Genomic DNA, 21,967 nt, shown 5'->3' with positions numbered 1-21,967 from the left:
TCTTTCTGCAATTCCAATCAGCTTCATGTTTGCGAACAATCGCAACAATCTCAGAGCCCACACGGGCTTCCTTCTCCGCGCGGGCCGCCCATCTGCTAAGGCTTCCGTGTCAGATAAGTGTGTCGAATTTTTCGTGCGCGAGACGTACGTCCTAACGACATATCTATTTGGTCTCTCCACTAGCGATTGAAGACACTCTTTCACTGTTCTGGCTCATTCTGAGTCGCACGGCAGCAGGGAGACATAGAAGCAATTGCTGTCCATTCAGAGAAACCGCTGCGATCAGTTTTGCGAAGTGGTGATGCAACTCTAAATAGGTGAGAACAAGTCGTGAGCAGGAGTTGGCGCAACGGCGTTGACGCTGTGCGCTGCTTGCTTGGGAATCAACGCATATGAGCAACGATCAAATGTCTGTCAACCGCTGGGCTTGGTTGACGACCGACTACACGCCGTGGGCGAATCGGTATGTGTACTGGCTGAAGACACCCATCGGAGTTCTGCTGGCCCTAGCCGCAGTCGCCCTGACGATGGGCATTTTTGTCACGCCGCAAGGTTACGTGCTGATGTTGACCATTCTGTCGGTTGTGGGCCTCGGAATAGTCTGGCCGTGGGTCGGACTGCGTGGGATTGCCTGTGAGCTGAAGTTTCGCACCCGCCGTTGTCGCGAAGGGGAAAAGGCCGAAGTCACCGTAGAGATCATCAATCGCTGGCCGATTCCTGTTTGGGGGCTGGCTATCGAGAACGGTTTCTTCGCCGAGATGCGGAACAGTAGCGAGGAGCATTCGGCCATTGCCCTGGCACGTATTCCTGGCTGGTCTCGCTGTCAGTTTGTCTGGCAGTTTCACCCCCCGCAACGTGGTGTCTATCCACATTCATCACCCCGGATAGTGACCGAGTTTCCTTTTGGCTTGTGGAAGGCCAAGAAACCCGTATCCGTGCAGCATGATTTGACGGTTTGGCCGAGGACCTTTCGGCTCTCTAATTTTCCGTTGCCTCAAGGTAAACATCAAACAATCACCTCGCCCAGCAGTCAACGGATCGGTCAGGAAGGGGAACGCAATGGGGTACGTCCCTTTCGCCAAGGCGATTCGCTCCGCACGATCCATTGGTCGCTAACCGCTCGGCATGGACGATTTATCGTATCGGAACGTCAAGGCTGCGCTCAAACGCGAGCTCGTATTTTCGTCGATCTTCGGCGCGATTCGCACTCTGGTCAGGGTCCCGAAGGAACCTTTGAGTGGGCTATTCGCATTGCCGCGAGTATTGCATTGGAGCTTGTCCAGCAGCACAACGTCGTGGTCCTCGATTTTGGTACCCACGAAGAGCATATGACGGGCGCTCAATCAAGTATCCATAAGACGATGGATCGATTGGCACGTCTAAGCCCGATTGCTTCCGCCACTCCGTTGCTGCGAGCCAATGCGGGTTGCGACTGGTCGGTTGCCATCACAACAGATCTGAGCACGTCCGAGATGCCGACCCCGCGTGCAGTCATCCTGCGAAGCGACGGATTCTTGACGGCACCGAGCGAACCTAGCACGTCCGAAACGTTGAAGCCATGTCGATCCTGGATCCACATCGAAGATCCTCATACGGCGGCCCGCCAGTTGCTTTCTCAGTGGAATTCTCGAGGTAGAGAGGCCTGGTGCGGTGACTGATCAATTTACAAAACAACTCCATCTGACAATGGTGCTGACGGCCGCAGTAGGCATGCAATTGGCAATCAGTCACGGTGGCCTTGGCTTCTGGTGGCAGTGGATCGAGGTAGCCGTTGTTGGCGCTTTGGCGTGGCAATGTGCCCGCTACTTCTCACCGTCCTATCCTTCACATGATCATCGCGTAATCACGTTGCTGGTCGGGGTTGTCGTAGGGCACTTTATCTTCGAACAGGTTATTTACCAGGTACAGCCCAGGTCAGGTCAGCTGCTTGAGGGACAGTTCTCACTCGCTCTACGTAACTTGATGATTGCCTCATTGGCCTTCCGATACGAAAAACGAATCGCCAATTTGAGCACTTTAATAAGCCTGGCCTTGATGGCGTTCAGTGTTTTCATGAGTGTTTACTGGTCGGTCACCATTTGCGGGATTGTGTATGCGGTACTGGGTGTCGGTTGGCTGGTCACTTCGTATTGGGACCGTATTGCAGGAAAATTCCCAGAAGGGACCAAGTCAGAGATTCCTCGTGACGCAGTTGGAATCGCGTTTGTTCTGGCCATACTCGTAGCCGCAGCGGCGATAGGTCTCGCCGGTACCGACCATGCTACCCGCGCATTGGCTGGATTCATGCCCAGTTCTGGGGGAAATCGCGTTTCGGATGTTCGTTCGCAAGGGGGCGTGGGGGATGGAGATGACCTGGTTCAAGGCACCAAGGATGCGATGAGTTTCGGTCCGACCGAGAGCGAGATCTTTCTCGAATCTAAGATGCCGAGCCTCTTTGACGTATTTGACGACACATACGATGCGCCTGTCGTGAAAAAGAGGTCTCTCCAAAAAGCGGTCAGTCTTCCTCCCTCAAAGCTTGAGCATCGCCACTCGCGGGTCGCCACGAGCAAATCCAAAGGGAACGACTTTAGCCTTTTGCGACGAAACGAAGCCCGTCGGCAAAAGCGGCTCGACGATAAAAAGTCTCCTGCTTTGTTCTACGTCAAAGGTAGGGTGCCCCTTCATTTACGGACTACCATCTACGATCAATTCGACGGCGTCAACCTCCTGGCCCGCGATGGTCACCAGGAACCTCCTATTCAGCTGATCAAGGAAGATGGCAAGCCCTGGTACAACCTCTCGTGTCCGCTGTCGGACGAGCACATACATTCAACCGAAGAGCACCTGCTGAAGTTCATTAACCTGAAGACTGACCGTGTCCCTTCACCTCCGCGAATGGCTCGTTTTCAGATCAAAGATGTCGATCGCGAGGACATGTTCGCACTGGCCAACGACGGTCATCCTCGCATTACCGTTGACTTTATTCCGCAACTAACGGTGATGCGAACACAGTCATTTTTAGTAAGCCAATCAACTTTGCAGGATGAATACGCAACTAAAAAGTTTCGGCAAAGTCTATCCCTTCCTGAAGAAGACATGTCCATTCCGAAAATTCGGGAATTGGCATTGGAATGGACCGCCGGGCTGCCGCCTGGCTGGGCGCAAGTTAGTGCTATCCGAGATCGCCTAAAAAGCGACTACACACATTCGCCTAATAGCCTAATGAATGAAGAGACCGAGTTTCCAGTTGAAGAGTTTCTTTTTGAAACGAAGCAAGGGCCCGACTTTCTCTTTGCCACGGCGACTTCCCTCTTGCTGCGAGAGCTGGGCTACACGTCGCGCGTGGTGAGCGGATTCTATGCCGACCCTCAGCACTTCGATGCAGGAACGTATCAAACCCCGGTATTCCAAGACAGCGTCCACTTCTGGGTGGAAGTCTCGTGGGATGGTCGGGTTTGGCATCCACTCGAACCAACGCCTGGCTACGAACTATTGGCACCACGACTCACGGTATGGCAGCAACTTCAAGCTGCCTGTGCCGCAGTGGCAAACTGGTGTGTACGGCACTGGGTGTCGCTTGGGATCGCAGTAGACTGTATGGCAGCATTATTGATGTTCTTCGCGCGTCTGACAGACATTGCTTTGCGATTTGCCAATCGACTTCCCTGGCAGGGTAGCGAGCGAAACCGAATATTGTGGACGGCTCATCTGATGCAGTGGCGAGCTTGGCTACGCGGCGAAAAACGTCCCCAAGGCCAGACCTTCACCAGGTGGCTTGTTGCCCGTTGTCAGTCGCCAGATCGTCAATCGGTATCACAAGAGTTTGTTGTCGCCATCAACTGGGCACTCTATTCGGCGGCCGTCCATTGCCCTATTTCGCAACTAGATATCAGCCGTGTTTGCGACGAAGCATTCACGGTCTTTGTCCATTCGAAATCCCCTAAGACTTCTGAATTTGCTTCCAAGGAGCCATCGTGAAAACTGCGCCCGAAACTGAACTACAAGTACTTGACCATGAGGGGAAGTGCGAGTTTCAGCCAATGATCGACGGCATCCGTAAGGCGTTGAACCAAACCCTTAAGGGTAAATCCGACGTTGTCGAGAAGGTTATTGCCTGCGTGTTGGCCCGAGGGCACATATTGCTGGAAGACCTACCTGGGCTAGGAAAGACAACCCTGGCCAAGGCCGTATCTACTTCGATTGGTGGCGACTTCGCTCGGGTTCAGTGCACGCCAGACCTGATGCCGAGCGATGTAACCGGGTTCAATATGTTCAATCAGAAGAGCCGCGAGTTCGAGTTTGTCCCTGGGCCAGTTTTTTCAGACGTCTTGCTGGCAGACGAAATCAATCGTGCCACGCCACGAACCCAATCTTCGCTTTTCGAGGCGATGGCCGAACGTCAGGTCACTATCGATAAGCATTCCCACCGCTTGGCAGACTCTTTCTTTGTCATTGCGACACAGAACCCGATCGACAGTCATGGGGCGTACCCCTTGCCGGAAGCTCAGCTCGATCGCTTTGCCATGCGGCTGAGCATTGGTTACCCTGGCAAGCAAAATGAGATCGAGATGCTGGCCTCTAGTATCGGACACTCTGATCGGGACCGAACTGCGATCGAACCAGTCCTGACGACGCGGCAATTACAACAACTTCAGAACCACGTGTCTCAGGTGCATATTGAAACAAATCTGCTGCGATACATGGTGGAATTGGCGGAATTCACCCGGCAGCGTAGCGAGGTCACCCTTGGCGTTAGTCCGCGCGGGCTTTTGACACTGCAGCGTGTTGCCCAGGCCTGGGCACACCTCAATGGTCGCGACTTCGTAACCCCGGACGATATTCAAGAGATGGCTTACCCCGTTTTAAACGTTCGCTTGTCGGGTGAGTTCGATGATGCTCGGGAGTTGATTAACGAAATGCTGAGCACAGTCCCTGTTCCTGTGACGCGAGATTAATCGATGACGCTGGCATATTTCTGGAACACTTTTTCTCCGGAAGAATGGGTCGTCACGCTGTTGATAACGATCATCCGCGTGCTTGTGGAGTCATCTGCCACGATCCTTGTCGGTGTCCTTTGTGCCGCAGGACTTCGTGTAACTGGAGGAGTCGAATTTCTCAAGCGTTGGCTTGGAGCAGAGGGAAGGATTGGGCGTACGTTTCGCTTGATTGCAGGCTGCCTTTGCGTGCCGGTATGCGCCTTCGGAGTACTGCCGATCGTAAAGGAACTTTACGAAGGAGGATTACCACGACGTGACATAGCCGTGATCTGGCTGGTAGCCCCTTTGGTCAATCCATTGGCGATCTTATACGCGATCAGCGTGTTGCCAATCTGGCAATGTGGGGTCTTTCTGCTGGTAGCGTGTCTCTATGCCGTTTTGGTCGCGGAAGTCGCAGGTCGTTTTCAAGACGAGTCAGCAGCGAGTTCAATCGAGGCTGTGCCGGTGGCGACGCATGGTACAACGCGGCTGTGGAATGCCACTATTGCCGCAGGGCGCATTGTTACGGGTTGGTCGGCGGTTTATATCATGCTGGGAACAGTGATCGCTGGCATGGTGATTGGCATGATCCCTTCCGGTGCGTTCGAACAAATCTTTTCCTATCAGAATGTGAGTGGTCCACTCAAGACGATGGCGTTGACTGGGCCTCAGATAGTAACTCCGATCACATTTACGATGGCCATATCCGCCATTCATCATACGCATCTCGCGTTTGCGTGTGCAATTGCGCTGCAACTACTGGGTGTCGCCTGGTGTGGGGGAACGTTGTTCGCGATGAGAACAATCTGGGGGTCCCAGCGAACGATAGCACTTCTGCTGGCCACACTGATCTTCTCTGCGACGCTCAGCTATGGAACCTATACGGTATTTCCCCCGTCTGTTGGCGAAGAAGAAGAAACCCATGGTCTCGATACGCTTGCCAAGCCCTACCACGCAACATTTTCTCAATTCAATATGGCACGAGACCAACAGCTAAAACACACCGATGTCATCATGCTGGCAGGTTCAACCTTTTTGGTGATCCTTATGTTGTGGGGCGTTGTCGTTCGCTGGCAAAGACTGTCTTTCCGAGAGGATCCAGAGCCAACGAATGAGGTGGAAGCCACTCCGAGTCGCTGGAATGTCGAACTGACGCCTGGCCAGATCGGATTGGCAATGGTCGGGATGATTGCCCTAGGATCGGTCATGCTGTTGTACTCTCTGTTTCCGAGCGTTGACGAGTCTTTCGCACAAATGCAGAAGATCTCGGCCGATGCGGCGATCGCCGTGAAAACGAATCGCCCAATAGCCGCTCGGCAGAAACTGGCCGAATGGGATACCGTCGCTGCCAGACTTCCAGTCGGCTGGGTATTACGCCTCAGTGTTCCGAATAACGAACAGGCTAGCCAGATTCGTCAGTTACGTGCTTTGCTCTGGGAAACAAGCCAACAGATGACCCAAACCGATTTAACCGCAGTGGAAGCAAGACAAAAGGGAGCCGATCTCATCGATCAATTTCATACGTGCAAGAAGGCGTGCACGGGAGAGCAGCCATGAGTGAACCATCCCAGCAAAATCATTCCTCACCGGTATCCCCCGAAGTCAATGCTTGGCTAGGGCAACTGTTATGGATTGTGGGAGTAAGTGCGGCCCTTTCATTCGGCTACGCATTCTTCAGTGAATCGGCACTGTTTCGCGGTCTTAGTATCCAGTTGTTACTGACCAGTGTGCTACTATGGTCGACCCGCCGCTCACTCAAGTTACAGGCGATACCGTCTTCGGACCATCGCCAGGTCGTCGAGAGATGGTCACTTCAATGTATTTTCATTGCGGGACCATTGGTCGTCCTGTTGATCGGAGTCGTATTTTCACTTTTAATCGGCCGGGTAGAAGTCGCACGCCCCCTATCCCCGCAAGAGATTGCGACCTCGGCAATCCTAGCGATTCTGGCTGCCAGTTTATGGACTGCCTTGGGAAAGATGACGCAGGGAATTCATGGCGACACGGGTACGCTATCGACGATCCAATTAACGCTTCATGAAACGCGCGTTGCTTGGTTCTTGGCCGCTATAGCCCAGTTGACTTCGTCGGTATTGCCCCAGACGCCACAATGGCTGGCAGTCGTGCTCCATGTCTACTTGATCTGTATAATCAGCGAAAGCCTGCTGAGATTGTTGGTCGCATGGTTTCAGTTGGAACAGAAAACTCAGACCGATGACCTGACCACGACTACCCCATTCGATTCCTTGTTTCGAGAGCTGTTGCTCTCCTCGTGGAATCCACTTGATACACTCTTTGAGATCGCCGAGAAGCGTTTTGGACTGAGTCTCCGCTCTTCCTGGTCGATTCGCTTCTTTCGCCGAACGACACCAGTAGCGATTGTCTTGACGTGTCTACTGTTCTGGCTTTCGACCTCACTGGTGATTGTCCAGCCTGATCAATTGGCCCTCTCGGAAATACTAGGAACCGTCCTAGCGGAACCGCTACAGCCGGGCGTCCATCTGAACGCACCCTGGCCCTTTGGCAAGGTGAGACGTGTATCGGTGGGTGAGATCCGAACGCTCCAGATTGGATTTTCGCAGACCGTCGACGAAAAAGCAGTTGTAGCGGACCAGCCTCGCTCGTTGCTTTGGACGGAACCACACGCCAACGAGTTTGCCTTGGTTCTAGGAACACAATCGGAACTTGTGGCCGTGAATGCCCAGATCTACTTTCAGGTAGGTAAGCAAGTCGATCAGTTGAAGGACTACTTGATTCGGCATGCCGACCCTGTCGCAGCACTTGAGGCAATCGCATATCAAGTTTTGCGTGAAGAAACGGAAAACGCGTCACTCGATCAGGTTCTCACCGAAGATCGTCAGGCGTTCGCGAATCGAATCGCTGCCAAGGTCGCTCAAAAGTCTCAGCAGATGCAACTAGGAATTGATCTCGTCGACGTAAGCCTGCTTAGCTTGCATCCTCCAGTCGAAGCTGCCGATGCTTACTTGGATGTCAGCAATGCGGAAAGCGACGCCCAAAGAATTATCATCGAAGCTCGCGGAAACGCGGCCGCTAAACTTCTTGCTGCCGAAAAGCAATCGTTTGCATTGGTGGCCACCGCCCGGCAAGAAGCCGCACGACGCGTGGGACTTGCCGGTCAGGAAGCATCGCACTTCGCCGAGGCCAACAAAGCGTACCAAGCCGCCCCGGAAACATATCGTGCTCGGCTGTGGTTTGACACTTTTGAAAAGGCACTGCCAGGTCGTCGAGTGTATGTCATCGATACCGAACTCCAGGATGTCTTGTTGACTGATCCGAACGCAGCGATCTCGCCCAACATGATTCCACCGCTCTCATTGCAGTCACAGTAGCCTGCCGAATTGAAAGTCCTCATGGATAACGTAACCAATAACCAACCGATACCGCCGACAGCACTATGGACCCGATTTGTCAGAATTGGATTAGGCATTTCGATTCTTTTGCTTTTGATTGCCTATCCCTGTTATGTCCAGGTATCTGAAGGAACAGCGGTCGTCGTAACGAGATTTGGAAAACCAACGCGTCAATGGATGGAGCCAGGTGCATACTTCAAGTTGCCTTGGCCGATCGAGGACGCTCGCGTGGTGGATCTGCGGCAGCATGTCTTCAACACGCCGTATACAGCGACATTAACTCGCGATCGACGTAACGTGGTTCTTTCAACGTTTGTCGTTTGGGATGTTTCCGATCCGCTTCTGTTTTTGCAGTCTTCGGGAAGCGTAGAGGCAGTATCAGCCAAAATCGATGGGATGGTTACCGCCGCCAAAAATAACCGAATGGGGGGCTATGACCTATCTGCGTTGGTCTCAACGAACTCAGACCAAGTGCAGACCGTGCGTATCGAACAGCAACTATTGGCAGACGTTCAGCAAAACGCACTCGACAAGTTCGGAATCCAGATTCGACAAATTGGCATTAACCGAATTGCCTACGAAGCCTCGAACGTTTCGGCCGTTTTAGCCCAAATGAAAGCGGAACGGGAATCAGCAGCCAAGCAGCTTAGAGCAGTGGGTGACAAAGATGCGAACGCAATCCGTGACGATGCTTTGGTTCGCAGTGAAGAAATATTACGGGACGGAAGGTTGGAAGCAGGTAAAATTCGCGCCAATGCAGAGCAAAAGGTTTCCGAGATTTACGCTCAAGCACATATGCGTGATCCGGAGTTCTATCGCTACTGGCGATCACTTGAGTCGCTTAAGCGAAGTTTGGGCAGCGATTCCACTGTGATTCTGCGTACAAACGAGGGGTTCATGGACCTGCTGACCACGCCTCCTCCGGTACCCAACGCCGCAGTTCCGCCCACGCAGCCAACCACTTCCAATGACCGCACTGTAAGACTACCTCAGGTGGATCCGCGAACGAACATCGAGGGGCAACCATGAGTGAAAAGCGAACGTTCCCCCAGCCGCCATCTCCCAAGAACAATCGCTCTCAACGTGCCGAACAGATCGGTGCTGGAGTCGGGGCGGGGATGCGAATCATTGGAGCCATGGCGATCCTGCTCATGATCTTGTTCTGGTGCTCCGGGATCACGATGGTGCAACCGAACGAAGTTGCCTTGGTGACTCGTTTCGGGAAGCTTGTCGGCTCAACCCCGAGCGATCAAGTCAAACAGCCGGGCATGCTGTTAGCTTGGCCTTACCCCATTGATGAGGTCATCCGCATTCCGGTCAAAGAGGAACGCGAAGTAGCAATCGGACGGCTTCAACTGAGCGAGGCAAGCAATCAGACTTCGGTACTCGATCCGATTCGCGACGGATACGTGTTATGCGGCGATCAGCACATCTTGCAGACGAGCGTTCGCGTGAAATACCGAATCGCTGACCCGGTTGCCTATCATTTTCAAGCGGATCGGCCTGAACGTGTTTTGGAGGAAGCGGCAACCGCATCGGTCGTTCAAACGGTCGCTAGTTGGAATGCGATGGACACCCTCAGATTGCAGCGCACCTCTGATAACGAAGTAGTTGAACGTTTACCCCTGGTGGTTCGTCAGACTTTGCAAGATCGTCTTGATCTGCTTGGTCTGGGTATTGAGGTGAATGCCGTGGAATTTCGCGAAATCACCCCTACGCCCCAGTTGGCCCAGGCGTTTGAGAATGTTCAGAGTGAACAAATTCATATCGAGACCAGAAAACGCGAAGCGGAAGGGTTCGTCGCGCGTACGATCCCTCAAGCCGAGGCGCAGCGTTACACACTCGTCAACGAGGCGACTCGATTTCAAACTGAAATCACGACTAACGCAGATCAGGAAGTGACGCTCTTCGACAAGGTGTACGCTCAATATCTAGCCAACCCTGAGCTTGTCTGGTCACGACTTTATCTGGAGGCGATGGAACAGATCATGCAGAACGTTGGGCAACTCAAATTTGTCGCCCCAGGTACGAGGATTGTGATCTCGCCGGGTAATACGACCAACACTGACATTCCACCCGGAAGCCAGTCGACGAAAGGTCAAGAGCAATGAGTTCGGTTTCGGTATCAAAAAGAATTCATAGCGATCTCGATGCAGGGCTTACCTCGTTCGAAAAGTGGCGGATGAGTATCCGTTTCAGCACAGCCTTGATCGCGGCGTCGCTGCTGGTGGTGGGAATACTGATCGAGCGTCTCATGCCGATGGAACAACGAGCGTTGGCGGCCGCGTTTCAAGCAGGGGCCGCGTTGCTGGTGATCGCTCCGATCTTGTGGGAAGCCATCGTGGGGCTCTTCCGTGAGTCGCCGGAATACTACAGCGCCCAATTAGTCAGCGTGGCCGCACTAGCGGCCTTTGCTGTGGGTGACTTTGCAACAGCGGTGATTGTGCCGGTGATCTTGAGTGTCGCTTTCTTTCTGGAGGAACGCAGTATTCTGGGTGCGAACTCCGCGATCGCCGGTCTTCAGGCCTTGCAGTCCAACCTTGCACGCAGGATCGATTCGGATGGTGCTGAACGGTCCATCGCGGCCGCCGACCTGATGGTAGGCGATACGATTGCCATCGCACCAGGTGAAAGTATTCCAGCGGACGCTGTCGTGCTACGCGGCCATGCGGCTATCGACCAATCGTCTATTACCGGCGAATCGACGCCTGAAGAAGTCAGCCCTGGTTCCAAGATCTTTGCCGGTTCGATGAATTTGAACGGCCTGCTGCAGGCCAAAGTCACCTCCGCTGGAGACGATACGACCCTGGCCAAAGTGCTCGACCTGTTTCAAGAAGCAGAGCGATCCAAAACCCGTGTCCTTCGATTGGTCGAGCAGTATGCCAAATACTTCGTGTTGGGCGTGTTACTGATTGCGGGGATCACGCTGTTTCTAACTCATGATGTCACGCGAGCGATCACTGTGCTGGTGGTCGGCTGCCCCGGGCCGTTTCTGATTGCCGGTCCTGCGGCGATGGTTGCCTCATTAGCAGTCGCATCACGGCATGGAATCCTTGTGAAGAACGCTCGGTTTCTCGAGGCGCTCAGCGAGATTAATTGCGTTGTATTCGATAAGACCGGAACGGTAACGACAGGGCGGTTGGACGTCTGTCGAGTGATACCGATGGCGTGCCGAGAGGAAGACGTCCTGCAATCGGTGATCGCCGGAGTCTCAGTTAACCAGCATCCTGTTTCCAAGGCGATTGCCCGGTTTGGAAAACAACAAGGGCAGTCTATTCCAGAAGTGCAAGACGTTGAGGAGGTTCCCGGGCTGGGAATTCGCATTCAATTCGCCGACGACAGGATTGTCATCTTGGGACGTGAAAGCTGGCTCAACCAGGAGGGGATCGCGACCGAGTCTATCGAACATTCGGGGCCGATGGTGTGGGCCGCTGAGATCAGCGGAACCAACAAACGCACGCTCGGCTGTATCTGCTTGTCCGATCGTGCGCGTGCTGACTCGCCCCAGGTAATTCGACAGCTTCGAGACTTGCGTGTCGAACGAACCGTTCTGCTGACAGGCGACCGGGCAGCCGTTGCCCAAAACATTGGCCTGGAAGTGGGTGTCGACGAAATCGTATCCGAGGTGCTCCCCTCTGAAAAGCTTCAAGTGGTCGAACTCGAGAAGCGAGCTGGATACAACGTTATGGTCGTAGGAGACGGAATTAACGACGCCCCCGCCCTGGCCGCAGGCAACGTTGGTATCGCGATGGGGGTTGGGGGAGCCGATATCACGATGCGCAGCGCCGATATTGTCTTGATGACCGATCAATTGGACCGACTTCCCATGGCAATGGTTCTAGCCGCCAAAACGAAAGCGACCATTCACCGAAACGTGCTGATTGGTGCTGGGCTAACCCTTGTGATGTTGGGACTTGCATCCGCAGGAACAATTACGCCAGTCGCAGGCGCCACACTTCAAAATATTGGGGAGGCATTTGTCATCATCAATAGCGCCGCCATCTTACGTTGGAAGTGGCAACCACCTGTTGCCACTGTTGCGTCCTGCCCAAGTCCGAAGAACGGTTGATCGATACTTTCCCTTATTGGATCACAGTATGCATAACCACACCCACGAAATGACGCTTGGCTTGGCATTCATGCTGGGCGCTTTTCACGCCCTAGAACCTGGCCATGGCAAGACAGCAATGCTTGTCTACCTTGCGGAAAGCAAGCGGAGTCTCTGGCATCCGGTGATCATGGGAGTGAGTACCGCATTGTCGCACTCCTGTTCGTTAATAGCGATCGCTTTCGCCGTTCACTTGGCACACCACATCGTGGCAGGCGATCACTATCACGAGACCCTTGTTTCAGATGTTCTTCAATGGATCAGCGCGGTATTGGTGCTCAGCGTGGGAACTTGGATGCTGTGGAGAGCAGTGACAGGCAAGAAGTCAACCTGCTGTCATCACCACGAACACGACCATTGTTGCGATTCTAATAACCTGGTTAGCCTGGAAGCACCTGCGAACGTTACGTCGGAACCCACCTATACTGAAGTCGAACCCAAAAGCAGTTTTTCGGCAACGGCCATCTTGGGGATTGCTGTGGGCCTACTTCCTTGTCCGTCGGCCTTGGCTGCCTACTTCACTGGCCTTTCTACTGGGCAGCCCTGGGTTTCTTATTTAATTATCGCCCTCTTCGCAGCTGGAATTGCGACATCGCTCTCCATCGTAGGCGTTTGTCTTCAGCTATTCGGAGATCGGTTGGCAAAGTATTCCCACCAAGCAAAACATCTACCTTGGTCACACATCCGTGCGTTCTTAATCCTCGGCATAGGGCTCTACTACGTTGTCTGCCTGTTGAATGATCCCAATCCAGGGGGTCATATTCACTAACACAAACGAAGCAACAAAATCGTCCCTGGCGGGTGTATCACGCTAAGAATCGCCGTGAGATGGGAGTAGATTAAATACAGTACTCGATCGTGTCTTGGGTGGACCAGCGAATCGGTTTTTGTTTCAGGATAGTCTGAGCGACCGACATTGCTTGCTGTCGGAGTTCCGGGACGGCAACGGTTTCCCAAAGGGTTCCCTTTAAAATTGGTCCGATTGCGTAAAGGCAGGATGAGGGAAGGCTGTCGCCAACAATAACGGCAAAGTCATCCGTGATTTCGATGCCCATGTCCATCCCATCCGGCTTGGCCAAGCCACGATTGAAAAGGTTGCTATAGAGCGGAATCTGCGAGTCGGAAAACCGCGACTTAGGGCCGGTGCAATTGATTACAAAATCACCGTTGATCACTGCAGGACCATTCTCGCCGGTGGCCAAACGAACCTCGATAGAAGATTCGCCTGCAGCAAGTGACTCGATTCGTGCCGACGTGATGGTTAACTGTCCGCAGTCCAACGCATCGGTAATCGCATCGTGGATCGGCCCGGCGATGCGATGCCTGATCGCATTCCAGTCGGCAGCGTATTTTGTCAGGAATAAACGCTTTTCCTCAACTGACAGAGCACGCCATAGTTCCTGCGTTCGGCTCCGGAGTTTGTCGACCGCAATGGCGGGATTTTGGCTGGCATTTCGCAATCGCTCGCAATCTTGCCGAATCAGCTTGACTAGTTCCTTCAACGTTCGCGTTTGACCATCGTCGGGAATCGCTGTCGGCCATTCAATGCCGCGAAAATGACGCTGGGGCAGAATGCCGTTGCGGGAGATCGCGGTTATCTTGCCGTTCCATCCTTTGTTTCTTAAAGTCACGATAACGTCAACGGCAGTCAAACCGGTTCCGAGAATCACGATATGCTTGTCGTCACTGGGAATTTCTTCATGCCAATTCATCCAAGGATTGGCACAATAACGACGATCGCTGGCCAGTTTTGCACTACCCGGAAGCCCTGATGGTGGTTGGTTACCGGTGGCCAGCAAGATCGCATTAGCTTCGATAGGCCCCCTTTGCGCCAGAACCACTATGCCACCATTTTGGCCACGGGGCTCGATATCGATCGCGGAATCCTCGACGACCTGGCACTCGACCTGACTACGAGGATCAGCCCCTCCCAAGTAGTGCGTGGCGAGTCCGCGAACATAGTCGCCATAGATACGGCGGGGAATGAACTTCTCGCGAAGGACCTCGTCCTTCAGATTATCGAAGTCGCACCGAGATCTCAGCCATTCAACGAAGTGATTGGGATGGTCTGGAAAAGCAGACATATTTCGAGCAGCAACATTCAGCAAATGCTCGTCGCGGGTCGTACCATACGCCGTACCCCGACCGAATGGGCGGCCTGAGTTGATAATGACAATGCGATGTGGTGAGTTGGCAAAGCGAGTGAGGTTAACGGCTGCCAACGTTCCGCTGAAGCCGCCTCCGATGATAGCGATGGTTTGCATGGCAGGCCAATTGAAGGCAGGGGAGAAAAAAAGAAGAAACCCGCAATGCGAGGGAATTCACCATTGCGAATTTCAAAAAACGATCCAGGATCGCTTGATCGGTTTTTATTTTATGCATAAGATTATTATCCGTCAACGGAAGTATTGTCTCCTGCCCCTTTATTCCGCCCCACCTTCAGACAAGCTCAATTTGATGGAAAATCTTTATCACGAACTGAAACGATGCCAACCATTTGCCAGCGTTTCTCAAGAGGTGGTTGTTAGCCTAGCACGTACCGGCGACCAATTAGACAATCAGCTTTCTCAGTTCTTTCGCCAACGCGAATTGACTTTTTCGCAGTACAACCTGTTGCGGATCCTGGATATGGAAAACCGCCCGCTAACATGTGGAGAGATCGGCGAGCGTCTAGTTCAGATCGTGCCTGCAGTGACAGCGCTGGTTGATCGCTTGTTAATTCGTGACCTGGTTACCCGCAGTCGCTCTGAAACGGACCGACGTACTGTTTATGTCGCAATCACTGAGAAGGGCCGCGATCTAGTGGGACCCGCCAGCGAGGAACTTCGCGACTTTGAGAACACATTGCTCAAAGGTCTCAAGCAGAAGGACAAAAAGGAGTTGATCCATTTGTTGCAGCTAGTTCGTGAAAGCATCAAGAATGCTGACAAATAATAAACGCCTTTGCCGGTAGCGCGAAGCCCGACCGAACGATAGCCTTTGTCTCCCCCGCCTAATAAGAGAGTATCACGATGAGCACTCCCCCAGCCTCTATACCACCTGAAAACGAAGAAGACTCGCTAGACCTCCCACCTTCTCGTCCTAGTCTGTGGACAGATATGCGAACGAACGAAGATTGGTGGGCAATATGGTGCGGAGCCCTTTTATTATCGCTCGCCTTTGCCGCCGTCTGGTTCGGTCGCCCGACGGGCCTGATCGAAAGCATTGAGCTGGGTGAACCGCTGAAGGTCGTAAGCCCATTGAAATCGTATCTCGCTAAGCCTGGATCCTGGGATACGAATCCACTGAATTCGATCAGCGGAAAGCTGATTGGCATTGGCGGAATCTTTCTGGTCTTGCTGGCACTTTTCGCGGCCGCAATGGGAATTCGCGGCAAGTCGGTTCAAGGATTTTTGATTGGGTTTCCTAGCGTCTTTTTGCTCGCCGCTCTCGCTTACGTCATGGCAGGACAAAGCGTTCTCAAGGCCTACAATCTGGAGTATGCATTGTGGGCACTATTGGTCGGTCTGATTGTCAGCAACACGATTGGGACGCCAGCTTTTCTTCGACCGGCAATTATGACCGAGTTTTTCATCAAAACTGGATTGGTGCTGCTGGGTGCGGAGGTTCTCATGAGCCGATTGTTGGCCCTCGGTCTGCCCGGCGTGTTTGTTGCCTGGGTCGTAACGCCTATCGTTCTGATTACAACCTATTGGTTTGGACAGAAGTATTTGAAGTTACCGTCGCGGTCGCTCAACATGGTAATCTCGGCCGATATGTCGGTGTGCGGCGTTTCAGCGGCGATCGCAACCGCGGCTGCCTGTAAGGCCAAGAAGGAAGAGCTATCGCTGGCAATCGGCATGTCACTTAGCTTCACGGTGATCATGATGATCGTTCTTCCGGCCATCATCAAAGCGACAGGCATGGATCCGATTCTAGGTGGTGCTTGGCTAGGCGGCACGATCGATTCTACCGGCGCGGTTGCCGCCGCGGGTGCCGCGTTAGGAGACGAAGCGTTAGAGGTCGCCGCGACCGTAAAGATGATCCAGAATATCTTGATCGGCGTGACCGCGTTTTGTGTCGCGATTTATTGGGTCACGTATGTCGAACGTGACGCATCGGCACCGAGTGTAGGGATCTCAGAAATCTGGTATCGGTTCCCAAAGTTTGTGTTGGGCTTTGTAGCGATGTCCATCCTGTTCTCCGTCCTCTACTCTGTATTGACCGCCGGCCCAGAATTGGTCGATGCCATGATTAAGGACTCCACTAAAACGATGCGAGGATGGCTGTTCTGCCTCGCGTTTGTGTGTATCGGTCTGGAGACAAATTTCAAACAACTTCTTCCGCAACTTCAGGGTGGCAAGCCGTTAATTCTGTACGTGTGCGGACAAACGTTGAACTTGTGCCTGACCCTAATCATGGCCTACTTGATGTTCAAAGTGATCTTTCCAACGTCAGTGGCACCATGATGCTCAGTTCCCAAACGAAAAAGTGGTTGTATCTGGGGCTTGCCATTGCCTCGGTGGCGGTCGTGTGGCTGGTAATTTTGCCAGCATACGCCCGTCAGTCTGAGATGAGCAAGCATCTGCAATGGCTCGACCAGCAAGGTATCGATCCCAGCGCCATGTATTACACTGAGCTCGAAGTCATGGAAGAGATATTGCAGCGGCAGCGAACCAAACAACTTTTGGATGATGCGACGCATGAATAGTGATAACAACACTCTGACCAGTCCTTTAGGAGACCAAGGTCCGATGACAGGAGTTGATCGGGCGCTGATGGCAGAAGAACGGACTTGCTCGGCGTGGATCCGCACCGGCTTAGCATCCATGGCGACAGGTCTGGCAATCGCCAAGGTAATGCCGAACGCCGAGCCAAGATGGGCAGTGGCTTGCCTAGGAATGACGATGGTTTTTGTCGCCATGCTCTCATTCACGGTCGGATTCGCAGGCTACGCTCGCGGAACCAAACACTGTCAGTCTTCGGCCCGAAGCTCGCTACCATGGTGGGTGCTAATGATTTTCTGCAATCTACTTGCTGTTGCCGTCGTCCTGACCGCTTCGTTTATTTTGCAAGACGCGCCGATACCTTGATCTTCACCACGGGGAATATGTCACTCTTTCATGCCTGCGTAATCCGTACCCAATCACATAAGTGCTTTCCGTGAAATCTGTTTTTAGAATGGCCCTCCGGCAAGTGGTTCTGCCAAGGAAAGTTATGTGATGCGATTGAACCAAACCCTCTTAGACTGACGCCCCTGAAGCGATTGAGTGGTGTCGGATAATGTCTCACAATTGGCCCCTCTAGGTGTGGCAATGATGGGCACAACCGAACGAATCAGGCAGTTCACGCCTTCTTCACGAATTCGGACTTCAGAGCCATGGCGCCTATTCCTTCGATCTTGCAGTCGATGTCGTGGTCTCCTTCGACAACTCGGATGTTCTTCACCTTGGTGCCGCCTTTCACGACACCTCCTTTAAATTTTAGGTCTTTGATAACGATAACTGTGTCACCGCTCTGGAGCATGTTTCCGTTTGCATCTCTTGTTCCATCATCGGCAGCGTCCGCCGCATCGTCGGCCGGCGTCCATTCATGGGCGCACGTCGGGCAGACGAGAATTGGTCCGTCTTGATAGGTAAATTCACCATCGCATTGAGGGCAATTTGGCAGTTCACTCATGAATTGATTACTCGTTAATGTCGCCTTGTTTCGCGATTATTGAAGATACGTGTCACTGGAATCGAGATCGAATGCCAAGGTTGATGTCTGCTAAGCGATTCTTATTCGTTAATGCAAACCGTAACGACTCATCTTGTAATGTAACGTACGAACGCTAACTCCAAGTACTTTTGCGGTTTGCTCTCGGTGAAAATCGTTTACCGCTAGAGTAATCAGGATTGCTTCCTTTTCGGCAGTTTCCGTAACCTCTGCCAATGAGAGTATTTCGCCAGTGGACGAATTCCTCTCGATCGCACTTAGTTCGGCAGGGAGATTCGCTGAAGAGATGCTATTACCGCTTACGGTGACGACCAAGCGTTCAATCACATTGCGAAGCTGGCGAACGTTCCCAGGCCAGTTAAATGACATGAGAACCTGCAGAGCCTCGTTGTCGACGGCTTTGGGTGATCGATGATGTCTCACGCAAAAGTGATTTAGGAAGTGGTCGATTAGAAGAGGAATATCCTCGCGACGCTGTCGCAAAGGCGGCACTTCAATAGGAATGATGTTCAGCCGGTAAAAGAGATCCTCTCGAAAAGTTCCATCTTCCACAAGTTGAGGTATGTCCCTGTTCGTGGCCGATACGATACGCACATCGGACGAAAGTGTTGCTTCTCCGCCTACCCTTGTGAACTGTCCCGTTTCGAGTACACGCAGCAGGTCGACCTGACTCTTCATCGGAATTTCGGTTATCTCGTCGAGAAACAGAGTCCCTTGCATGGATTGTTCGAAGCAGCCAGGTTTTTGGCGAGAGGCCCCTGTAAATGCTCCTTTTTCGTGCCCAAACAGTTCGCTTTCCAGCAAAGTTTCTGGCAATGCACCAAGGTTGATTGGCACGAATGGAAATAGGGAACGTTTGCTCAGATCGTGGATGGCCCTGGCAATCAATTCTTTGCCTGTACCACTTTCGCCTTGAATGAGAACTGTGGCATCGGTATCTGCAACCTGTCGGATCTGAAGCAGCACATCGTTCAGAGAGCGACTGTTCCCGATGATATTCGGTAGTTCGCCAGCCTCAGCCAACCGATCTTTCAGAAACTTATTTTCGGTCTGCAAGCGGTGATGTTCGACAGCCTTGGCGATCTGGTGGCGAATTAGGTTTAGGTCAACCGGCTTGGTAATAAAGTCGAAGGCACCTCTTCGCATCGCATCGACCGCCATCTCGACCGTACCGTGAGCGGTGATCATGATCATTGTCGTATCAGGTTTCCGCTGCCGGATCAGAGACAAAAGCTCCAATCCATCGCGATCTCCTGGCAATCGAACATCGGCAATTACGATCTGGAAATTCCCGGCGTCAAATTCTTCGAGCGCCTCATTGACGCTGCCAACGGTGCTGATGCCGTCCACTTCTTTTTCGAGCCCCTTGGCCAAACCGGTGCGGATATTCGGTTCGTCCTCGACGATCAAAATGCGAAATGCTTCCTGCATGGTACTAGTCCGGAAGAGAAGGAACTTGTTGGATGGGCAACGTCACCACGAAGGTAGTTCCACTATTGTTGCAATAAAAATCGATGCTACCGCTATGCTGTCGGACGATCTTGTCGCAAAAGGCAAGTCCCAGTCCGGTTCCTTCACTCTTGGTCGTAAAATAGGCATCGAACACGCGATCATGGAGGTTTTCGGGGATACCACCGCCTGTATCCGATATTTCGATACGGACGGAGTCGGGCGTTTCCGACACTGCGATGGAAAGCGTACCTCCGCTAGGCATGGCTTGCATCGCGTTGACCAGCAAGTTCAGCAAAACCTGTTCCAAACGTACAAGATCTGCCAAGAGATTTGGCAAAGGGGATTCCGGCAGGTGACAGCAAACATCGATCTCTTGCTGTCTGGCTTGGGGAGTTGCCAAATCAACTTGCCGCTGAATAAGCTTGACGAGGTTGACCGGTTCGAGCCTTAGATTATCCATAGAGGCAAAGTCGCGGAAGCCCTCTAAAACGCCTCCAATTCGTGTCATTTCCGTTTTGATAACCGCTAACATCTGCTGTATCTCTTCGGATACTTGGTCCTCTTCAAGTTGCTCTTCTAGCAGCTGTGCATGCAATGACAGAGCCGCGAGTGGGTTTCGAATTTCATGATGAAGCCCCGCTGCTAAAGACCCAAGCCCCATGTAGCGTTCCATTCGCCGCATTCGCTCTTCCATCAAGACACGTTCGGTTACATCACGCAGCTGCAAGACATTTCCAATCTCCTTTCCCTCAAAGTCATTCAATGTTTGACATGCTGCCCGAACCGTTCTTCCGTTCTTGATTGAATGAAAATCGCAGGTCATGGATGCCGATTTTTCCAGTTGCCAGTCCGCTAAAAACTGATCGAGAGCAAATTCTGTCGAGAGTGCTGCTATGTGCCGATTCACGTAGTCGAGTTTGGAATCGAGCAGTTCTAACCCCTGACGATTAATGCTGGTTACGATGCCATCAAGATTGGTTGTGATTACGGCCTGATCGATACTGCTGAGTATGTGCCCTGTCAGGGCCTTGAAATCACGTAATGACTCTTGGGAAGTGCGATATGCACGAGATAACAAAGCTAATGCCATTCCTGTGGCAATCAAATTGAGAACGACGAGTATGGAAAGACGAAATTGCCATCCCAATTCCACCACCAGTTCTTTAGCGGTAGCTGTCGAATCGCGAGGCAGTTTTCGTGTCAACTCCTCGACGATCTCCTGCTCCCGGAGAAAGTCTGCCATTGTCCAAAGGGTAATTGCTAAGGCAGCCAAACTGAGAAGCAATAATCCCGCAATGAGGAGTCGGTAAGTTTTAACGGTACTTGCTGGTTTATTTCGAAACATTAAAGCAGGTAGGGCAGCGTGTTATAGGACAACAATTCAACCATTGGTGCCAATAGTCCCAAGCAATGCAGTAGCCAATATTCCACAAGAACTCCACGCGGCCAAGCAACTGGGCGATCTCAAAGTTTAAGAGACCGTCTTCTAGATTGGCGGAAGTATTCGTTGCTGTTCGCTAACAGGAGAAGCGACATCTTGAAGAGGTAAAAACTGACTCTGATCGGGGTCAAAAGCAAAAACGTCGCCGGTCTCAAACTTATAGACCCAGCCATGCAGTTTTAAGTCTCCTCGACCGATTGCCGCCGCAACTGAGGGATGGGTTCTCAAACTCTCTAGTTGAACCAAGACGTTTTCTTCTACTGTAAGGGTAAGCCTTTTGGCGGGGTCGGAAAGTAGGTGGGAATAGTTTTCTTCAACGATTCGACGCGTCGCTTCCGCGTGCTGAAGGTAGGCCCGCACCGCCGGCATATTACTGACCGCTTCTGGTGACAGGAGACCGGCCATTGCGCCACAGTGAGAATGTCCACATATGACAATGTCGCGAACTTTGAGCGCGGTGACCGCATACTCAATTGTTGCCGCTTCACCGCCAAGAATTGACCCATAGGGGGGGACAATGTTTCCGGCGGTTCTTTGAATGAACAACTCGCCAGGTTTGGTTTGAGTAAGGCGACTAGGATCAATTCGTGAGTCAGAACAAGTGATGAATAATGCCAGCGGGTGCTGCCCCTCGACAAGCGTTTCAAATAGCTTTTTGTCGTGACTGAATTGCTCTCGCTGAAAACGATGAATTCCTTGGACTAACTGCTGCATCGGTCGATTCCTTTGTTCCAAAAAGTCGGTCAAGTGCAAATACTTGCACTCGACCTGCAGAATATTGCGTGATACGCGTACTCAGATTCTATCCATTCAAGTCAGGATTGGCCTCCTTGTTTGCGTTTTCTGGGGGCAAAAGTTTAGTCTAACCTCTATTTAGCAGAAGATTCTTGTTGATCACATTCCCTGCAGCAAGCGTTCCACACTTCTTCCGGCATGCCCA

At 52.5% G+C, this 21,967-nt stretch carries 18 protein-coding genes; 13 read left to right on the top strand and 5 right to left on the bottom strand.

The features are described from left to right. Nucleotides 1-392: 392 nt before the first annotated feature. The 9 genes from HOV93_RS12135 (at nucleotide 393) to HOV93_RS12095 (ending at nucleotide 13,206) form a co-directional block, all read left to right on the top strand. Nucleotides 393-1,658, top strand: coding sequence for a DUF58 domain-containing protein (locus tag HOV93_RS12135; protein WP_207396764.1), 1,266 nt, complete (start codon nucleotides 393-395; stop codon nucleotides 1,656-1,658). After that, nucleotides 1,651-3,960 (top strand): transglutaminase-like domain-containing protein, encoded by a 2,310-nt coding sequence (locus HOV93_RS26400; RefSeq protein WP_207396763.1) that lies wholly within the window; start codon nucleotides 1,651-1,653, stop codon nucleotides 3,958-3,960. The genes HOV93_RS12135 and HOV93_RS26400 overlap by 8 nt, the downstream gene beginning before the upstream one ends. Before the next feature lie 62 nt (nucleotides 3,961-4,022). After that, nucleotides 4,023-4,937: an AAA family ATPase gene (locus HOV93_RS12125; RefSeq protein WP_207396877.1), complete on the top strand. Its 915-nt coding sequence runs from the start codon at nucleotides 4,023-4,025 to the stop codon at nucleotides 4,935-4,937. 3 nt (nucleotides 4,938-4,940) lie between these two features. After that, entirely contained in the window at nucleotides 4,941-6,515 is a 1,575-nt protein-coding gene (locus tag HOV93_RS12120) for a permease (protein ID WP_207396762.1), read from the top strand. Then, on the top strand, nucleotides 6,512-8,308 hold the full coding sequence (locus tag HOV93_RS12115; RefSeq protein WP_207396761.1) for an SPFH domain-containing protein: 1,797 nt from the start codon (nucleotides 6,512-6,514) through the stop codon (nucleotides 8,306-8,308). The genes HOV93_RS12120 and HOV93_RS12115 overlap by 4 nt, the downstream gene beginning before the upstream one ends. A gap of 21 nt (nucleotides 8,309-8,329) precedes the next feature. Continuing rightward, nucleotides 8,330-9,358: a protease modulator HflC gene (gene hflC / locus HOV93_RS12110; protein WP_207396760.1), complete on the top strand. Its 1,029-nt coding sequence runs from the start codon at nucleotides 8,330-8,332 to the stop codon at nucleotides 9,356-9,358. Continuing rightward, nucleotides 9,355-10,440 carry a protease modulator HflK gene (hflK, locus tag HOV93_RS12105; RefSeq protein ID WP_207396759.1) on the top strand — a complete coding sequence of 362 codons (1,086 nt, stop codon included), beginning with the start codon at nucleotides 9,355-9,357 and terminating at the stop codon, nucleotides 10,438-10,440. Before hflC ends, hflK begins: the two co-directional genes overlap by 4 nt. Then, a complete protein-coding gene (locus HOV93_RS12100) occupies nucleotides 10,437-12,398 on the top strand; it encodes a heavy metal translocating P-type ATPase (RefSeq protein WP_207396758.1) in 1,962 nt (653 codons plus the stop codon). The genes hflK and HOV93_RS12100 overlap by 4 nt, the downstream gene beginning before the upstream one ends. A gap of 28 nt (nucleotides 12,399-12,426) precedes the next feature. Then, nucleotides 12,427-13,206: a HoxN/HupN/NixA family nickel/cobalt transporter gene (locus tag HOV93_RS12095; RefSeq protein ID WP_207396757.1), complete on the top strand. Its 780-nt coding sequence runs from the start codon at nucleotides 12,427-12,429 to the stop codon at nucleotides 13,204-13,206. A 70-nt stretch (nucleotides 13,207-13,276) separates the two neighbouring features. On the opposite strand, the gene HOV93_RS12090 is transcribed toward HOV93_RS12095, so the two are convergent. Then, nucleotides 13,277-14,701, bottom strand: coding sequence for an FAD/NAD(P)-binding protein (locus HOV93_RS12090; RefSeq protein ID WP_207396756.1), 1,425 nt, complete (start codon nucleotides 14,699-14,701; stop codon nucleotides 13,277-13,279). A 193-nt stretch (nucleotides 14,702-14,894) separates the two neighbouring features. On the opposite strand from HOV93_RS12090, the gene HOV93_RS12085 reads away from it, so the two are divergent. The 4 genes from HOV93_RS12085 to HOV93_RS12070 all read left to right on the top strand — a co-directional run bounded on the left by HOV93_RS12085 (nucleotide 14,895) and on the right by HOV93_RS12070 (nucleotide 17,509). Beyond that, nucleotides 14,895-15,371 carry a MarR family winged helix-turn-helix transcriptional regulator gene (locus tag HOV93_RS12085; protein ID WP_207396876.1) on the top strand — a complete coding sequence of 159 codons (477 nt, stop codon included), beginning with the start codon at nucleotides 14,895-14,897 and terminating at the stop codon, nucleotides 15,369-15,371. Between the two features lie 77 nt (nucleotides 15,372-15,448). Further along, nucleotides 15,449-16,885, top strand: coding sequence for a YeiH family protein (locus HOV93_RS12080; RefSeq protein ID WP_235990248.1), 1,437 nt, complete (start codon nucleotides 15,449-15,451; stop codon nucleotides 16,883-16,885). Continuing rightward, on the top strand, nucleotides 16,882-17,127 hold the full coding sequence (locus HOV93_RS12075; RefSeq protein ID WP_207396755.1) for a hypothetical protein: 246 nt from the start codon (nucleotides 16,882-16,884) through the stop codon (nucleotides 17,125-17,127). The genes HOV93_RS12080 and HOV93_RS12075 overlap by 4 nt, the downstream gene beginning before the upstream one ends. Beyond that, the gene (locus HOV93_RS12070) at nucleotides 17,120-17,509 is read left to right on the top strand and encodes a DUF202 domain-containing protein (protein WP_207396754.1); all 390 of its coding nucleotides are present in this window, start codon (nucleotides 17,120-17,122) and stop codon (nucleotides 17,507-17,509) included. Before HOV93_RS12075 ends, HOV93_RS12070 begins: the two co-directional genes overlap by 8 nt. Before the next feature lie 253 nt (nucleotides 17,510-17,762). Here HOV93_RS12070 and HOV93_RS12065 read toward each other — a convergent pair whose 3' ends face one another. The 4 genes from HOV93_RS12065 to HOV93_RS12050 all read right to left on the bottom strand — a co-directional run bounded on the left by HOV93_RS12065 (nucleotide 17,763) and on the right by HOV93_RS12050 (nucleotide 21,741). After that, complete coding sequence (locus HOV93_RS12065) at nucleotides 17,763-18,095, bottom strand: zinc ribbon domain-containing protein YjdM (protein WP_207396753.1); 333 nt, start codon at nucleotides 18,093-18,095, stop codon at nucleotides 17,763-17,765. A 108-nt stretch (nucleotides 18,096-18,203) separates the two neighbouring features. After that, complete coding sequence (locus tag HOV93_RS12060; protein ID WP_207396752.1) at nucleotides 18,204-19,565, bottom strand: sigma-54-dependent transcriptional regulator; 1,362 nt, start codon at nucleotides 19,563-19,565, stop codon at nucleotides 18,204-18,206. Between the two features lie 4 nt (nucleotides 19,566-19,569). Beyond that, nucleotides 19,570-20,790 (bottom strand): sensor histidine kinase, encoded by a 1,221-nt coding sequence (locus tag HOV93_RS12055; protein ID WP_207396751.1) that lies wholly within the window; start codon nucleotides 20,788-20,790, stop codon nucleotides 19,570-19,572. Nucleotides 20,791-21,072: 282 nt separating this feature from the next. Further along, entirely contained in the window at nucleotides 21,073-21,741 is a 669-nt protein-coding gene (locus tag HOV93_RS12050) for a carbonic anhydrase (RefSeq protein ID WP_207396750.1), read from the bottom strand. Nucleotides 21,742-21,967 lie beyond the last annotated feature (226 nt).

Origin of the sequence: Bremerella alba, assembly GCF_013618625.1 — a bacterium.
Taxonomy (GTDB): domain Bacteria; phylum Planctomycetota; class Planctomycetia; order Pirellulales; family Pirellulaceae; genus Bremerella; species Bremerella alba.
The sequence above is the reverse complement of the archived record's forward strand: the minus strand, read 5'-3'. Positions and strand labels throughout refer to the sequence as shown.

Excerpts from the sequence above, each read along its gene's own strand:
- HOV93_RS12135 (WP_207396764.1), top strand. The coding sequence starts at position 393 with ATGAGCAACGATCAAATGTCTGTCAACCGCTGGGCTTGGTTGACGACC.
- HOV93_RS12125 (WP_207396877.1), top strand. The coding sequence starts at position 4,023 with ATGATCGACGGCATCCGTAAGGCGTTGAACCAAACCCTTAAGGGTAAA.
- HOV93_RS12120 (WP_207396762.1), top strand. The coding sequence starts at position 4,941 with ATGACGCTGGCATATTTCTGGAACACTTTTTCTCCGGAAGAATGGGTC.
- HOV93_RS12115 (WP_207396761.1), top strand. The coding sequence starts at position 6,512 with ATGAGTGAACCATCCCAGCAAAATCATTCCTCACCGGTATCCCCCGAA.
- hflC (WP_207396760.1), top strand. The coding sequence starts at position 8,330 with ATGGATAACGTAACCAATAACCAACCGATACCGCCGACAGCACTATGG.
- hflK (WP_207396759.1), top strand. The coding sequence starts at position 9,355 with ATGAGTGAAAAGCGAACGTTCCCCCAGCCGCCATCTCCCAAGAACAAT.
- HOV93_RS12100 (WP_207396758.1), top strand. The coding sequence starts at position 10,437 with ATGAGTTCGGTTTCGGTATCAAAAAGAATTCATAGCGATCTCGATGCA.
- HOV93_RS12095 (WP_207396757.1), top strand. The coding sequence starts at position 12,427 with ATGCATAACCACACCCACGAAATGACGCTTGGCTTGGCATTCATGCTG.
- HOV93_RS12090 (WP_207396756.1), bottom strand. The coding sequence starts at position 14,701 with ATGCAAACCATCGCTATCATCGGAGGCGGCTTCAGCGGAACGTTGGCA.
- HOV93_RS12085 (WP_207396876.1), top strand. The coding sequence starts at position 14,895 with ATGGAAAATCTTTATCACGAACTGAAACGATGCCAACCATTTGCCAGC.
- HOV93_RS12080 (WP_235990248.1), top strand. The coding sequence starts at position 15,449 with ATGAGCACTCCCCCAGCCTCTATACCACCTGAAAACGAAGAAGACTCG.
- HOV93_RS12075 (WP_207396755.1), top strand. The coding sequence starts at position 16,882 with ATGATGCTCAGTTCCCAAACGAAAAAGTGGTTGTATCTGGGGCTTGCC.
- HOV93_RS12070 (WP_207396754.1), top strand. The coding sequence starts at position 17,120 with ATGAATAGTGATAACAACACTCTGACCAGTCCTTTAGGAGACCAAGGT.
- HOV93_RS12065 (WP_207396753.1), bottom strand. The coding sequence starts at position 18,095 with ATGAGTGAACTGCCAAATTGCCCTCAATGCGATGGTGAATTTACCTAT.
- HOV93_RS12060 (WP_207396752.1), bottom strand. The coding sequence starts at position 19,565 with ATGCAGGAAGCATTTCGCATTTTGATCGTCGAGGACGAACCGAATATC.
- HOV93_RS12050 (WP_207396750.1), bottom strand. The coding sequence starts at position 21,741 with ATGCAGCAGTTAGTCCAAGGAATTCATCGTTTTCAGCGAGAGCAATTC.